Annotated in this window: 11 protein-coding genes; 7 read left to right on the top strand and 4 right to left on the bottom strand. The window is 66.9% G+C overall.

All coding sequences use genetic code 11. The features are described 5' to 3' along the window. Positions 1 to 153 precede the first annotated feature (153 nt). Positions 154 to 795, top strand: a complete 642-nt coding sequence (locus FHS82_RS11875) for a LysE family translocator (RefSeq protein WP_166953005.1) — start codon at positions 154 to 156, stop codon at positions 793 to 795. A 160-nt stretch (positions 796 to 955) separates the two neighbouring features. Next, positions 956 to 2,203 (top strand): multidrug effflux MFS transporter, encoded by a 1,248-nt coding sequence (locus tag FHS82_RS11870; protein ID WP_166953002.1) that lies wholly within the window; start codon positions 956 to 958, stop codon positions 2,201 to 2,203. Between the two features lie 6 nt (positions 2,204 to 2,209). On the opposite strand, the gene FHS82_RS11865 is transcribed toward FHS82_RS11870, so the two are convergent. Then, entirely contained in the window at positions 2,210 to 4,891 is a 2,682-nt protein-coding gene (locus FHS82_RS11865; RefSeq protein WP_166952999.1) for an AAA family ATPase, read from the bottom strand. Continuing rightward, a complete protein-coding gene (locus FHS82_RS11860; RefSeq protein WP_166952996.1) occupies positions 4,888 to 6,012 on the bottom strand; it encodes a metallophosphoesterase family protein in 1,125 nt (374 codons plus the stop codon). The genes FHS82_RS11865 and FHS82_RS11860 overlap by 4 nt, the downstream gene beginning before the upstream one ends. A gap of 192 nt (positions 6,013 to 6,204) precedes the next feature. Here FHS82_RS11860 and uvrC point away from each other — a divergent pair, with 192 nt between their 5' ends. The 3 genes from uvrC to FHS82_RS11845 all read left to right on the top strand — a co-directional run bounded on the left by uvrC (position 6,205) and on the right by FHS82_RS11845 (position 10,372). Further along, the gene (uvrC, locus tag FHS82_RS11855; RefSeq protein ID WP_246225327.1) at positions 6,205 to 8,160 is read left to right on the top strand and encodes an excinuclease ABC subunit UvrC; all 1,956 of its coding nucleotides are present in this window, start codon (positions 6,205 to 6,207) and stop codon (positions 8,158 to 8,160) included. Positions 8,161 to 8,203: 43 nt separating this feature from the next. Further along, positions 8,204 to 8,848 carry a CDP-diacylglycerol--glycerol-3-phosphate 3-phosphatidyltransferase gene (gene pgsA, locus FHS82_RS11850; protein ID WP_166952993.1) on the top strand — a complete coding sequence of 215 codons (645 nt, stop codon included), beginning with the start codon at positions 8,204 to 8,206 and terminating at the stop codon, positions 8,846 to 8,848. 96 nt (positions 8,849 to 8,944) lie between these two features. Next, positions 8,945 to 10,372, top strand: a complete 1,428-nt coding sequence (locus FHS82_RS11845; RefSeq protein ID WP_166952990.1) for an MATE family efflux transporter — start codon at positions 8,945 to 8,947, stop codon at positions 10,370 to 10,372. Between the two features lie 84 nt (positions 10,373 to 10,456). Here FHS82_RS11845 and FHS82_RS21435 read toward each other — a convergent pair whose 3' ends face one another. Together FHS82_RS21435 and FHS82_RS11835 are read right to left on the bottom strand one after the other, a co-directional pair. Next, a complete protein-coding gene (locus tag FHS82_RS21435; protein WP_166952987.1) occupies positions 10,457 to 11,587 on the bottom strand; it encodes a LuxR C-terminal-related transcriptional regulator in 1,131 nt (376 codons plus the stop codon). A gap of 350 nt (positions 11,588 to 11,937) precedes the next feature. After that, the gene (locus FHS82_RS11835) at positions 11,938 to 12,501 is read right to left on the bottom strand and encodes a cupin domain-containing protein (RefSeq protein WP_377591848.1); all 564 of its coding nucleotides are present in this window, start codon (positions 12,499 to 12,501) and stop codon (positions 11,938 to 11,940) included. A 465-nt stretch (positions 12,502 to 12,966) separates the two neighbouring features. Between FHS82_RS11835 and FHS82_RS11830 the strand changes: the two genes are divergently transcribed. Both FHS82_RS11830 and FHS82_RS11825 read left to right on the top strand, forming a co-directional pair. Then, entirely contained in the window at positions 12,967 to 14,361 is a 1,395-nt protein-coding gene (locus tag FHS82_RS11830; protein WP_166952981.1) for an aspartate aminotransferase family protein, read from the top strand. An 84-nt stretch (positions 14,362 to 14,445) separates the two neighbouring features. Continuing rightward, a complete protein-coding gene (locus FHS82_RS11825; RefSeq protein WP_246225325.1) occupies positions 14,446 to 15,480 on the top strand; it encodes an ABC transporter substrate-binding protein in 1,035 nt (344 codons plus the stop codon). Positions 15,481 to 15,504 lie beyond the last annotated feature (24 nt).

Here is a 15,504-nt window from a genome sequence, read left to right as displayed (position 1 = left end):
GGTTCCGTCTCCGACCTGTCAGGCGCATGGCGCATGGAACCCATCCCGCAAGCTCCTACCCGGATGGAAAGGTATCTGTTAGTTTCACGGAAAATGCCGGACGCTTCCATCTGCGCACCGTCCGGAAGAGGCGGGGGTGGAGCGAGGTCGAGCATGGTAGAGTTTCTTCCACAATTGTTGACCCTGGCGGGCGTCATGCTGCTGGCGTGCATCAGCCCGGGGCCCGATTTCATCGCCGTCACCTCCCATTCGCTGCTCGGGCGGCGCTTCGGCCTCGGCGCGGCGCTCGGGGTGAGCGCGGCTTGCGCCATGTGGGCGGTGCTGGCTGTCTTCGGGTTCGGCGTGCTGCTGTCGAAGGTCGCCTGGGCTTACGATCTCCTGCGCCTTCTGGGCGCGGCCTATCTCGTCTATCTGGGCATACGCATGTTCTATGGCCTGCGCCACGGCGGCGGGGTGCCGGAAGTGCAGCAGGCGAAGGTGGAAGGGGGCGACGGCGGTTCCGCCTTCTGGCCGTCGGCGCGGCGCGGGCTGCTGGTCGGGATGACTAATCCCAAGTCGGCCGCCTTCTTCGGCAGCCTGTTCGTCACGGTGCTGCCGGTCAACGCGCCCCAGGGCGTGTATATGGCGACGGTCGCCATCGTGGCCGGGGTGGCGTTCGGCTGGTTCTCGACGCTTGCCGTGATATTCTCGTCACGAAGCGTCCGCATGGTCTACGCGCGGCTGCGCCGCCCGTTCGACGCCGTGATGGGGGCGGCGCTGATCGGGCTGGGTGTCAAGCTCGCAGTCGGCCGGTAGCAACCGGCTCTCCACGAACGGTGCATATGTGCCAACGGCCGCCCGGGTGACCGGGAGGCCGTAATCCGTGTCGCGGGCGCATCCCGCGATGCGTTCCGGATCTTTTTTGTTCATCCCAACGGCGCCGGCCGGCGCCTTGCGGTTCAGGATATTCCCCATCATGACTTCAACAGCGCCTGTGTCCGATCGCGTTGTCCGATACCCTCCCTTCGGTGAATTCGTTGCGCTGATCGCGCTGATGATGTCGCTCGTCGCTCTATCGATCGACAACCTGCTGCCGGCCTTCGTTCCCATCCAGCATGAGTTCCAGCTCGCCAGCGCCAACGACGCACAGTTCATCATTTCCAGCTACATGATCGGCTTCGCCGTCAGCCAGCTCGTCTATGGCCCGCTGTCGGACTCCATCGGGCGCCGCCCCTCGATGCTGATCGGCCTCGCGATCTATCTCGTGGGCACGCTGATGGCGCTCACGGCCGGCAGCTTCACAACCCTGCTCATAGCGCGCGTTGTCCAGGGCGTGGGTGCCGCCGCCTCGCGGGTGCTGGTGATGACCATCGTGCGCGACCGGTATCACGGGCAGGAAATGGCGCGGGTTATGTCCTTCGTCATGATGGTGTTCATCATCGGCCCGGTGATCGCGCCCGGCAGCGGCGCGCTGATGCTGCTGCTCGGCTCGTGGCGGATGATCTTCGTCAGCATGCTCGCGCTCGGTGTCGGGCTGCTCACCTGGTTCTCGCTGCGCATGCCGGAGACGCTCAACCCGCACAACCGCATGAAGGCTTCGCCGCGCGCCGTGCTGGAGGGCGCGCGTCAGTGCATCACGAACCGCGTCGCCCTCGGCTACACGCTGGCGATCAGCCTGATGCTGGGCACGCTGATGGGCTACATCAACTCGGCCCAGCAGGTGTTCGAGACGGACGTCTTCAAGCTGGGACCGTGGTTCCCGCTCGTTTTCGGCCTCATCGCAGCGGTGATGGGGGTCGCGGCCTTCACCAATGCGCAACTGGTGCAGCGCGTCGGCCCGCGCCGGCTCTCGCACATCTGCACGGTGGCCTTCGTGCTGACATCGCTGGCGCTGGTGCTGCTCACGGTCGCTTATGGCGGCTTTCCGCCGCTGGTGCCGTTCTCGATGCTGCTGGCCGCGCTGCACTTCATCTTCAGCCTGTCGGTGCCGAATTTCAACGCGCTGGCGATGGAGCCGATGGGGCGGATCGCGGGCACGGCCTCATCCTTCATCGGCGCCGTGACGACGGCGTTGAGCACCGTCATCGGGCTTCTCGTCGGGCAGGCGTATGACGGCACCGTGTTGCCGCTGGCGCTGGGCTACCTCGTATTCAGTGCGCTGGCGTTGGCCGTCGTCTACTGGACGGAACGCGGCAGGATGTTCCGGCGCGATGGCGCCGCGTAACCGCGCTCAGACGTCAGTGATGGCGAGCGGCCGCCCGCCGAGCGCCGCGAACGCTCGGGTGCGGCAGGTGAGGACGATCACCTGCTGCTTCTCGCCGGCGCGGCTCAGGGCGTCGAACATCCTGGCGATGCGCCCGTCGTCCGAATAGACGAGCGCGTCATCGAGGATGACCGGCACCTCGAAGCCGCGTTCCGCCAGCAGGGAGCCCATGGCGAGACGCACCAGCACGGCGATCTGCTCCTGCGTGCCGTCGGAAAGGCTCTCGAAGCGCTCCGCATCGGGCGCGCCGCGCCTGATACCCTCGATGCCGAAGCCGTCGCCAAGCGTGACTTCCGCCGCCGGGAACACGTCGTTGAGATAGGGCGCGAGATGGCGGCGCAACGGGGCGGTGAGGCGGTCGCGGTGCTGGCGGTAGCAGTCTTCCACCGTCTCGCGCAGCAGCCGCAGCGATGCGCCACGTCTTTCCACGCGCTCGACCTCCTGCCCGGCGAGTTGGAGATCGGCACGCAGCGCCTCCGCGCGCTCGCCGAGGCCGTCGCCGCCGGCATTCAAAATCTGCCCTTCCAGACCGGCAATGATGCGCTCCAGTTGCTCCAGCTTTGCCCGGCGATTGTTGCGCGCGTCCTCCAGCCGCCGGATGCGCAAGCGCAACCTGTCGAGTTCGTCCGCAGGCGGGGCTTGTCGGCGCTGGCCTTCGAACGCGGCGGCCTGCGTCTGCAATGTCTCCCGCGCCTGCGCAAGGGCCGCGTCGAGCGCCGCGTGCCGCGCGGCGCGGGTGTCGTCCGGCAGGCGGGCGAGGTCGGCGGCGAGGCGCGTGTCGATCTCGGCCAGCGAGCCCGCGATCTCGCCGCGCCGCGCCGCGAGCGCCGCGAGCGTGCCATTGTGGGCGGCGAGGCGGGCATCGAGCGTCTGGCGCCGCTGGCGGGCCTCCTCGCGGCCCGTCCGGATCGCCGCAAGCCGCGCGGCGATGTCCGCGTCCGGAAGGTCCGGCGGCACGCCGTCTCCAGCGGAAAGCGAGTCCTGCAGGCTGACGATGCGGGCGACGTCGACGTCTAGGTCGGCGATATTCTTCGTCAGCGCGTCCGCCGCGATGCCGAACGAACGCAGCTCTGCCTTCAGCGCCGTGGCTTCCATCTCCAACGTCTCGCGCTCGGCGCGGCCGGTGCGCAGATCCTCCGGGCTGCCGTGGCCCGCTGCCTTCAGCAGCGTGCTCAAGGCCGCCTCGTGCTGCCCGCGCGCCTTCACCGTTGCCGCATCCGTCGGCGGAGGCGTGACGGTGATCGTCGCGATGCCGTCGATGGCGATGGCAAGCGGCCTGACGGCGGCCTGCGCGACGTCCCCGTGCAGGATTTCGCCATCGAGCCGCACGCGCCCGGCGCCGGACGGCCCTAGCACCAGCGATACCTGTGCAGCGGCGGCGGCGAGGCGCGCGTCGCTGACGGCGATCTCGCGCTGCAGCCGGTCCAGCTCCGCAACGGCCTGTGCGGTGGCGCGGTTGGCTTCGAGCGCGATGTCGTTGTCGACGATCCGCGTCTTGAGCGCGGCGAGGTCCGCCCTGCGGCGTTTGAGAGCGTCGAGCCCCGCTGCCTGCGCGCGGACGGCGGCAAGGCGTTGCAGGGCACGCTCCTGCGCCTCCTCGCGGCGGATGCGCGTGTCCGTCTCCGCCTTGTCGGCCTCGACGGCGGCGATTCCCGCGTTGGCGGTCTGGACCTGCGCGTCGAGCGGCGCGCGCTCGGTCGCCAGTTCGGCGAGACGCGCACGGTCGGCATCGATGCGGTCGGCACGGCGGAGATGGTCGGCGAGGATGTTCTCGGCGGCGTCGAACGCCAGCCGCGCCTTCTGCTCCGCAACCTCCAAACGGGTGAGAAGGGCATGCGCGGCCTCGCCGTCGGCGAACGCCTTCTGTGCCTGTGCGAGATCGGCGGCAAGCTCGGCGGCAAGTGCCGGGTCATTAAGTTCGCCGCGTTCCTTGAGGCGCGCCGCGAGTTCGGTGAGGTGCGTGTCGAGATCGGCAAGGCGCGCCTCGACGACCGCCAGTTCCGACACGAGCGCATCCCGCTGCTGGATCGCCGCCGCAAGGGGCCCGCCGGCTTTGGGCCGCCCCTGCGCGGTGTAGAGGCGGTCGATGTCGGCGGCGAGCGAGGCGAGCAGCTGCCTTGCCCGCTCACCGCCGACCAGCGTGCCGACCTCCTCGTGGATGGCGCGATTGAGGGCGGCGGCCGCGGCCTCCGACGGGCTGGGCGTGACGAACGACTGGCGCTGCCCCACCCAAAGAAGGCCGAAGGCCGCTTCGTCGACGCCGGCGCGCCCGTTGCCGGGGGCGATGCCGATCAGATCCCACACCGCCTCATCCGCCGCCCTGTCCCGTGCGACGAGCACGCCGTCGCGGAAGAACTGTGCCGAACGGCTGCGCAGGAAGGATTTCTCGATCCGGTAGCCATGTCCCCCATGCTCGAAATCAAGCGCGACGCGGACGGGCAAGGAAAGGCCGGCGCTCGCCAGCGCGGCGACATCCTCGCGGCTGGTGGCGTGGCGCTCGAAAAGGCAGGCCCGCACGGCGCGGAACAGTGTCGACTTGCCCGCCTCGTTGCCCGCCGCAAGAATGTTGACGCCGGGCCCGAGCCCCGAAACCGCGACCGGCGCGGCGAACCTGCCGACGCCCTCGACCCTGATGCCGGTCAGTCTCATGCCGTCCCGCTCCCCCCGGCGACGCGCGTGAAAAGCTCGACGAGCGCGTCCTCCGCCAGTTGCCGCTCACCGGCGGCGCGCGCCTCGTCCCGTGCGAGCAATTGCAGCCGGTCGGCCGCGTGGCGCAGGACGCCGCCGAAATCGATCGATTCGAGATCCTGCTCCGTCGGGCGGGCGACGACCTTCGTCACGTCGGTGTCGAGATGGAACAGCGCGGCGGAGAGCGTCAGCAGCCTGCGGTCGAGCGCCGTCCTGTCCGCCAGCGAGACAGCGCCGGACAGCCGCAGCCGCAGCACCAGCGCCGACAGGTTGCCGAGCCCGCGCAGGCGTGCGTCGAGGCTATCGATGTCGGCGGCACCGGCGACATGTTCGTCGCGCGTCAGCCAGCGGTAGCTGCCGGTTTCGAGCCGCGTGACGACGGGCACGGCCAGCGGGCCGGGGATGTCGACGAGCAGCGCCGTGCCGGTTTCCTGGCTCGCGGCACGGTCCGGCTCGTGCGTGCCCGCATACCAGGCGCGCGCCGACACCTGCACCGTGCGATGCCAGTCGCCCAGCGCGAGATAGGCGAGGGCGGCTCGCTCCGGCCGGGCGGGATCGATGGGGTTGCCGGCCTCGCCTTCGGTGCCGAAATCCGCTATGGCGCCATGAGCCAGCCCGATGCGGAGCAGCCCCGGGCCGCTCGGCGCGCCGTCCATCCAGCGCGTGAGATCGCCCGTCTCGCTCTTGCGGGTGAGGGGCGCGGGCAGCAGCACCGCCTCGCCGCCCAGCGCCACGGGTTCCGACGCAAGGTGGGCGTGGACGTTGTCGGGCAGGCCGTGGTCGCGAAGCCGGTCCCACAGACCGCGCGGGCGGTGCGGATCGTGGTTGCCGGGAATGAGGTGCCACGCGACCTGCGGGAACTGGCGCATGCGCTCCAGCGGCTCCAGCAGGGTGCGCGGGGAGGGCTGCTCGCTGTCGTAGACGTCCCCGGCGACAAGCACATGGGCAACGCCCTCGCGAAGGGCGAACTGGCCGATTCGCTCGATGGCGGCCAGCCGCGCCTGGCGCAGGACGCTCTCGCGCTCGTGGAACTGTCTGAAAGGCTTGCCGATTTGCCAGTCGGCGGTATGAATGAATCGCATCGCGGTCGGGAACTGTGGGAACGGCTGCATACTATGGCCGTAAATGGTGCGCCGATGAAGGCTCCTGATGCAATCCGTCCCGCGCTGTCCTACATGGGAAACGAACCGGATCCATTCTGAAAGATCATGATGCATTCTGACGACCCGTCGCCCGGCACCGTTCCCGCGGAGGATTCCGCCGTCGACACCGGGATGGCCAATACGGAGGCAGCCGACGCCGAACTGTGGGCCGATGAGGCGGACGCGCCCGTCTCGGTGCGCGCCGGCGCGGAGGTTATCCGCCGGTTCTGGAAAACGCTGCCGCATCTGCCCGGCGTGTACCGCATGATCGACGCCGACGGCGAGGTGCTTTACGTCGGCAAGGCGCTCGACCTGAAGAAGCGGGTGGCCTCCTACGTGCGCGGCATCGGCCACGGCGGCAACCGCACCATGCGCATGATCGCGCAGACGGCGGCGATGGAGTTCATCACCACCGATACCGAGACGGCGGCGCTGCTGCTGGAAGCCAACCTGATCAAGCAGTTGCGCCCGCGCTACAACGTGCTGCTGCGCGACGACAAGTCCTTCCCCTATATCCTGCTCACGGGGGATCATCCGGCGCCGCAGCTCGTCAAGCACAGGGGCGCACGGGTGCGCAAAGGGCGCTACTACGGGCCGTTCGCGGACAGCGGCGCCGTCAACCGCACCATCAACGCCCTGCAACGCGCCTTCCTGCTGCGCACCTGCAGCGACAGCTACTACGAGAACCGCACGCGCCCCTGCCTGCTGTTCCAGATCAAGCGCTGCTCCGCCCCGTGCACCGGCGAGATATCGCTGGAGGACTATGCGACGCTGGTCAAGGAAGCGGGGGACTTCCTGTCCAGCAAGTCGTCCGCCGTGAAGCGCAGGCTGGCGGAGGAGATGCAGGAGGCGGCGGAGAATCTGGATTACGAGCGCGCCGCGCGCTATCGTGACCGTCTCGCGGCGCTCTCCGTCGTGCAGGGCACGCAGAGCATCAACCCGCATTCCGTGGAGGAGGCGGACGTGTTCGCCATCGCCGCCGAGGCCGGCCTGTTCTGCGTGCAGGTGTTCTTCTTCCGCAACGGCCAGAACTGGGGCAATCGCTCGTATTTTCCACGCGCCGACAGGAATTTGCCGCCGGAGGAGGTTCTGTCCGCCTTCCTCGTGCAGTTCTATGACGACAAGCCGTGCCCGCACCTCGTGCTGCTGTCGCACACGCCGACGGAGCACCGCCTGCTGGAGGAGGCCCTCTCCACCAGCGCCGGGCATGCGGTGGAGCTGGCCGTGCCCCGGCGCGGCGAGAAGCGCACGCTCGTCGCCCACGTGGCGCAGAACGCACAGGAGGCGCTGGCGCGCAGGCTCGCCGACACCGCCTCGCAAGACAAGCTGCTCGCCGCCGTGGCGCAGGCCTTCGGGCTCACGCATCCGCCCCGCCGCATCGAGGTGTACGACAACTCGCACATCTCGGGCACGAACGCGGTCGGCGCCATGATCGTCGCCGGGCGGGACGGCTTCATGAAAACGCACTACCGCACCTTCAACATCCGCTCCACGGAGCTGACGCCGGGGGACGATTTCGGCATGATGAAAGAGGTGCTGCAGCGCCGCTTCTCGCGGCTCGTCAAGGAAGGTCCGCGCCCGGCCTTCGACACCGCCGCGGAGGAGGAAGAGGGCGGCAACGGCGCCTTCCCGACCTGGCCGGACCTGCTGCTCATCGACGGCGGACAGGGGCAGGTGGCGGCGGTGCGGGCCGTGCTGGCGGAGACCGGCGTGAGCGACGTTCCCGTCGTCGGGGTGGCGAAGGGCGCGGACCGCGACGCCGGCCGGGAGACGTTCTTCGTCGAGGGGCGTGTGCCCTTCCGCTTGCCTCCGCGCGATCCGACGCTCTACTATGTCGAGCGTCTGCGGGACGAGGCGCACCGCTTCGCCATCGGCACGCACCGGGCGAAGCGCAAGCGCGAGTTCACAAAGAGCCCGCTCGACGAGATCCCGGGCATCGGGCCGGCGCGCAAGCGGGCGCTGCTGCTGCACTTCGGCACGGCCAAGGCGGTTTCGCAGGCCTCGCTGGAGGATTTGCGCGGCGCGCCGGGAATCAATGCGGCGACGGCGAAAATGGTCTATGGGTTTTTTCACGAGCGGGAAGGGTGATCCCGCTCCGGAGTTTGTTTGCAAGCCGATCTGGTGGATACGCATGAGCACGCCCCCCTTGAACAGTTCCGCCAGTTCCCCCGCTTCCGGACCTAAGCGTCCCTCCAGCGCGATGAACCTGCCCAACCTGCTCACCTACGGACGCATCCTCGCCGTACCGGCGGTTGTCGTGTGCCTGTTCTGGCCGAACGAGCGGGAAATGCGCTGGGTGGCGCTCGCCATTTTCGTGCTGGCGGCGGTGACGGACTATCTCGACGGCTATCTCGCCCGCGCATGGTCGCAGCAATCGGCGCTGGGGCGGATGCTCGATCCCATCGCCGACAAGCTGCTGGTGGCGGCCTCCCTGCTCATGCTGGTGGCGGACGGCACCATCAAGAGCTGGTCCCTGTGGGCGGCGCTCATCATCCTCTGCCGCGAGATACTGGTCTCCGGCTTGCGCGAGTTCCTCGCGGACCTGCGGGTCAGCGTGCCCGTCACCAAGGTGGCGAAATGGAAGACGGCGGCGCAGCTCGTGGCCCTATCGTTCCTCATCGCCGGGCAGGCGGGCGAGGCGGTTCTGCCCGGCACCCTGCGAATCGGCATCGCGCTGCTGTGGATTTCCGCTGTGCTGACACTCTACACCGGCTGGGATTATCTCAACCACGGCGTCCGCCACATTCTCGCGCAAGACGAGCGCTCACGCGGCTGACGCGCCGCGCACCGCCCGGCGCGCATGGCAGAACCGCCAGCCCTGCCGGCAGCGGTCATGGCGATTGCACATTTTTTCAGCTAGATGTGCCTCATCATGACGCAGCTTTCCTCATTGGCGACTTCCACCTCTTCGCCGGACCGCGGCTTTCCCGCATGGCGGCGCGAATTGCGCGCCACGTCGGCGCTCGGCTGGCCGCTTGTCCTGACGACGCTCGCGCAGATGGCCATCACGGTGACGGATGTCATCTTCATCGGCCGCCTCGGCTCGCAGTCGCTCGCCGCCGGCACGCTCGCCACGAATCTCTATACGCTCGTGATGCTGTTCTCGCTCGGCCTGCTGACGGCGGTCTCGCCGATGATCGCGCGCGAACTGGGTAAGAACCGCTTCGCGGTGCGCGAAGTCCGGCGCACGGTGCGGCAGGGGCTGTGGTCGGCGATCATCGTCTTCATTCCCTGCGCGTTGCTCCTGTGGAACGGCGGCGCCGTGCTGCGCGCCATCGGCGAGCCGCCGGAGCTTGCGCGCCTCGCGGGCAGCTACCTGCGGGTGTTCATGTGGGGGCTGCTGCCGTTTCTCGGCTATCTGGTGCTGCGGTCGTTCGTTTCCGCGCTCGAACGCCCGCAATGGGCCTTCGGCGCGGCCGTCGCCGCCATTCTGTTCAACATCCTCGGGAACTGGCTGCTGGTGTTCGGCAATCTTGGCTTTCCCCGGCTGGAGATGATCGGCTCCGGTCTTGCCAGCACGATCGCCAACATCGTCCTGTTCACGACCATGGCGGTCGTCGTCCTGCGGGACAGACGCTTCCGGCGCTACCACCTTTTCGGGTTCTTCTGGCGGGCGGACTGGCCGCGCTTTCGCGCTCTGTGGCGGCTCGGGCTGCCGATCGCGGCCCTCTCCACTTTCGAGATCAGCGTCTTCAACGCCGCCGCCTTCATGATGGGCTGGCTCGGCGAGGCGGAACTGGCGGCGCATGCGGTCGCGATACAGCTCGCCGGCATCACCTTCATGGTGCCGGTCGGGCTGTCGCAGGCGGTTACCGTGCGTGTGGGACGCGCCCATGGCGCGGGCGACAAGGACGGCGTGACGCGCGCCGGCTGGATCGGCATCGGCCTCGGCATGGCGGCGATGGCCATTGCCGCCATGCTGATGACGGTCATGCCGGTGACGCTGGTCAGCGTGTTCCTCGATATTCACAACCCGCTCAATGCGCGGGCGGTCGAGCTTGCGGTCACCTTTCTCGCCTTCGCGGCGCTGTTCCAGCTCGCCGACGGCGGCCAGGTACTGGGCGCGGCGGTGCTGCGCGGGCTGCACGACACTCGCGTGCCGATGATCTACGCCATCGTCGGCTACTGGTTCATCGGGCTTCCGTTATGCGTGGGGCTTGCGTTCGGCGCCGGGCTGGGCGGCGCCGGCATCTGGATGGGGCTGGCCGTCGGCCTGGCGACCGTCGCCACGCTGATGATAGTGCGCTGGACGAGGCGCGAACGCCTCGGTCTCGTACGCTTCCCGCGTCCGGTGCCGTAGAGCGTGTCGCCATTCCACGGAAACGGTCGGATGCTTCCATCTGATCGGAACGCGCTCTGGAACCCCTGACAAAACCTCGGGGGTTTAACGGGCCGGCAAGCGGTCCTTGTCCTGCAGCAGGCGCAGCAGCTCCTTCTGGCTGTGCACGCCGACCTTCTTGTAGATGTTCTTCAGGTAACTTCTGAAAGTCTCGTACTTCATCCCGATTGCGTTCGCGCATTCCTGCGGGGAGCTGCCGTTCATGAAGGCTTCCGCCACCCTTATCTCGGAGGGCGTCAGACGATAGAGCGTTCGCAGGCTTTCCGCGCGGCTCTGTCGGAGCTGCGGGATGTCGCGGAAAACGAGCAGCGCGACGATCCTGTCCGCGAAGAAGCTGCCGACGTCGCGGCGGGGCGAGTGGATCAAACGCCGGTTGAGTGCAAAAAAGGACACTGCGAAACGGAACGGCCCGAAGGAGATGGTGGGGCTGTCGACCGACGGCCTGCCGTGCACGCAGACATTATGCAGCTCGCCGTAGATCGCGGCATTCTCCTGCGCCGCGCCGAACGAGAGCGTCCTGTCGGGCGACAGGCGGATGATCCGGGGGTTCAGCAGGCCGGTTTCCGCGGCGGCGTTGAAATCCAGCAGATGCCCTTCCCGGTCGACGCAGATCGCGGGTTCGAACATGGAATGCACCAGCGATCCGGTTGGCACGGCGATCGTGCGCCTGAACGTATGGCTGTTCATCTCCAGCGCATCGCGCATTTTCGGCGCCAGCGTCATGAGAAGCTTCTGCAACTCGGGATGAAACTGTGCGCTTCGGCGCGAGCTGTAGTGCACCGCGAGCACCGCGAAGCGTCCGTCGCGATCGATCAGGCGCACGCCCGTGGCGCTGTCCGCAGCCTGCACCGGCTTGAGCCAGTCGTTGTAGAATTCACTCTTGCGAAGCTGCGAGAGAGGCAGGACGTGGTCGGACAGCGTCGGCACGAGCAGCGGCATCTTCTGCAGCGGCCCCGCCCACGGATTGATGTTGGCATAGTATTGGCCATACGTGTCCAGATCGTTCTCATCCCATCCGGAAGCGATCAGCGGCTCGGCCGTGGGGCGGGACATATCGTGCGATTGCATCGATATCCGCGTTCCTCCGGTAGCGACCTGCAGCGCGGCGACGACATCCGTCCAGCGGTCGGGCTGCAGCGCGGCCGCCTCGATCAATTCGCCCAGTTCGGCGTACACTTTCCGAATGCTTCGCGTTCGCATGCTACGCCTGCGTCTTGCTCCGCTGCCCGGAACCGGCCGCCGTCCGGGGCCCTTCCAGTACAACTATTTCGACCACGACAAGAAAGCCCTTCGCTGCTACTCACACGCCTGAACATGAACTATACATTTATAATGCTATATTTAACATATGTGAATGAGGGTCTGCCGCAGTTTCGGGATGGATCACCTGCACGCACCGCGTGCATGGAAGGCTAAGAAGTCGCACCTTCAAGCCGAACCGTGCTGCCACTACATCTCTTTGTCAACGCATCAAACCAAGAAGCGCATACGCTTTTGGTTTGATGCGACAGGGGCTCTCCCGGCGCTCACAGGTAGGGCGGACTGCAGGCCGAGACGACGACGGCCTCCCGGTCGCTGATGTTGCGGAAGCGGTGCGGTTCGGAGCTGTTGAACAGATAGCTGTCGCCCGCCTTCAGGATCGCGGAGCGGTCGCCGACTATCAGCTCGATTTCGCCGGATATCACGATGCCGCCTTCGCTGCCCACGTGCTCCAGCATGGAGGCGCCCGTGTCCGCGCCAGGATCGTAACGCTCGTAGAGTATCTGGAGATTGTGCGCCCGCGCGTCGCCAACCTGCCGCAGGGACATATGTCCCGTCGGCTCTCCGAGCGTGGTGAAAAGCCGGGATGTCAGGTCGCGCAGATCCTGCGGCTTGAAGAACACGTCAGCAGGAATCGCTGAATCCGGCTCAAAAAACTCTGACAACGATATCCCAAGACCGCCCAGAATTTTGCGCAAAGATGCAACAGAAGGACTGCTTCTATTGGTCTCGATCATCGAAATCTGGCCATGCGGAACCCCGGACGACTCGGCTAGCCGCCGCTGGGAAAGATTCATGGCGACCCGTAATTCCTTCAGCCGGCCGCCCACATCGAAGTCCTGCATTCAAATCCCCCCTTATGCAGAAAGAATAGCGGCTTGCCGGTCGTCTTACAACATGAGCAAAAACGCTTGCTCATTTTTTTGAACGGTGATAGTCGTTAACGCATAATATTCGAGGGGAGCACAATGCTCGGCAATATCGACATGGGGGCGCGCCTGTCCATCTAGGCAGCCGCGCATCGCGGTCTGATGGCTGCTGCCGCCTGGCAGGTGAGCGCGGTCGGCAGTCCGCGGCAACCGGTCTCGTGGCCTTACGCCATCGCCGCCCGTCCGCAACGTTTGCACGCCGTCGGTCCCGGTGCCATCATCGGAGCCTGCCGCGCGGCGGCGGACATGTCCAGCCGTTACAGCGGGCTGTGTACCCTTCGCCGCGAACCCCGCCGGGCCCCGCGATCGGTCCGGCGCCATCCCGACGCCGCACGATGCCCGGAAGACGCATCACGAGAGGAAGCCATGTCGACCACTTCAACATCCGATACTGTGTCGCCCGTCGCCCCCAACTCCGCCGAGGCGCGCGACATCGCCTATCACCTTCATGCCTATACGAACGCCCGCAAGCATGAGGAGATCGGCCCTCTCGTGATCGACCGCGGCGAGGGCATCCACGTCTTCGATCACGCCGGCAACCGCTATATCGAGGCCATGGCCGGCCTGTGGAGCGTGGCGGTCGGCTTCGGCGACAAGCGCCTTGCCGCCGCCGCCGCGCGGCAGTTCGAGAAACTGCCGTATTATCATGATTTTACCCACAAATCGCACGGCCCGGTCATCGACCTCGCGGAAAAGCTCGTCTCCATGGCGCCGGTGCCGATGAGCAAGGCGTTCTTCACGAACTCCGGCTCGGAAGCCAACGACACTGTCCTGAAGATGATCTGGTACCGCTCCAACGCCCTGGGGCAGCCCGAACGCAAGAAAGTCATCGCGCGTGAGCGCGCCTATCACGGCGTGACCATCGCCTCCGCCAGCCTCACCGGCCTGCCCAACAACCACAAGTCGTTCGATCTGCCGCTGGCCGGCATCCTGCGCACGGGCAGCCCGCACTTCTGGCGCGACGCGCTGCCGGGAGAGACGGAGGAGGCGTTCGCCACCCGCCGGGCAGACGAACTCGAACAGCTCATCCTCGCGGAAGGGCCGGAGACGGTCGCCGCCTTCTTCGCCGAGCCGGTGATGGGTGCCGGCGGCGTCATCGTGCCGCCCGCGACCTATTGGGACAAGATCCAGGCGGTGCTGCGCAAATACGACATCCTGTTCGTCGCCGACGAGGTGATCTGCGGCTTCGGGCGCACGGGGCGGATGTTCGGCACCGAGACGTTCAACCTGAAGCCGGACGTCATGGTCGTCTCCAAGGCGCTGTCGTCTTCTTACCTGCCGATTTCGGCGATCATCGCCAACGAGCGTTTCGTCGCGCCCATCATGGACCAGAGCAACACGATCGGCACCTTCGGCCACGGCTTCACGGCCGGCGGGCATCCGGTCGCGGCGGCGGTGGCGCTTGAGAACGTCCGCATCATCGAGGAAGAGGGGCTGGTGGCGAACGCCGTGGCAAGCGGCAGGCGTCTGCTGGAGGGGCTGCACGCGCTCGCCGGCCATCCCCTCGTCGGCGAGGTTCGCGGCGTCGGCCTCATCGCGGCTGTCGAACTGGTGACGGACAAGGCCGCGAAGAAGGCTCTCGAACCCGCCGGCACGCTGGGCGGGCTGGTGAACGCAGGTCTGCAGGCCAACGGTGTCATCAGCCGCGCCATGGGCGATGCCATCGCCTTCTGCCCGCCGCTGATCATCACCGAGAGCGAGGTAGACGATTTGCTGTCGCGCTTCGCATTGACACTCGACACCGTCGCAAAGCAAATTTGAACATTGGTCCCGGCCGATATCACAATAATAAAACACAAGCGAAATCTGTGAACAGAGGGATATGACATGAAAAAACGTAGCGTTATGCTCCTGTCCGGCGCGATCATGGCTCTTGCTGCGGCCATTGCGCCGGGCGCGGCCTCCGCACGCGATCTGACCGTCGTCTCGTGGGGTGGCAACTATCAGGATGCGCAGCGGGAAATCTACTTCAAGCCCTTCGCCGCGCAGACCGGCAAACCCGTTCTGGACGAGGCGTGGGATGGCGGCATCGGCATCCTGCAAGCGAAGATCAAGGCGGGCAACCCCAACTGGGACGCGGTGCAGGTGGAGGCGGAGGAGCTTGCGCTCGGCTGCAACGACGGCCTCTTTGAGGAAATCGACTGGGACAAGCTGGGCGGGCGCGACAGCTTCCTCGACTCCGCAGTCAGCGACTGCGGCGTGGGCGCCATCGTCTGGTCCACGGCAATCGCCTACGATGGCGACAAGCTGAAGGAAGGCCCGCAGTCCTGGGCGGATTTCTGGGATACGAAGAAGTTTCCCGGCAAGCGCGCGCTGCGCAAGGGCCCCAAGTACACGCTGGAGTTCGCGCTGCTCGCCGACGGCGTGCCCGTCAAGGAGGTCTACGACGTGCTCGCCACGCCGGAGGGCGTCGACCGCGCTTTCCGCAAGCTCGATGAACTGAAGCCGAACCTCGTGTGGTGGGAGGCCGGCGCCCAGCCGCTGCAGCTTCTCGCCTCCGGCGAGGTTGCGTTCACCAGCGTCTACAACGGCCGCATCACCGGTATCAACCGCTCCGAGGGCAAGAATTTCAAGATCGTGTGGCCAGGCAGCATCTACGCTGTCGATAGCTGGGTGATCCTCAAGGGCGCGGAAAACAAGGACGCGGCCATGGACTTCATCGCCTTCGCCAGCAAGCCGGAAAACCAGTCGAAGCTGCCCCAGTACATCGCCTACGGCCTTCCCGTGAAGGCGGCGGCGGCGGCGGTGACGCCCGAGCTTCAGGCCGACCTGCCGACCGCGCCCGCGAACCTTGAGCACGCACTTGCGCTCGACGTTGACTTCTGGATCGACAATGCCGAGGCGCTGACCCAGCGCTTCAATGCGTGGCTCGCCCGGTAAGCGGTGCGAAATCGCTGCCGCACG

It is taken from the genome of Pseudochelatococcus lubricantis, from assembly GCF_011762225.1.
Taxonomy (GTDB): domain Bacteria; phylum Pseudomonadota; class Alphaproteobacteria; order Rhizobiales; family Beijerinckiaceae; genus Pseudochelatococcus; species Pseudochelatococcus lubricantis.
The sequence above is the reverse complement of the archived record's forward strand: the minus strand, read 5'-3'. Positions and strand labels throughout refer to the sequence as shown.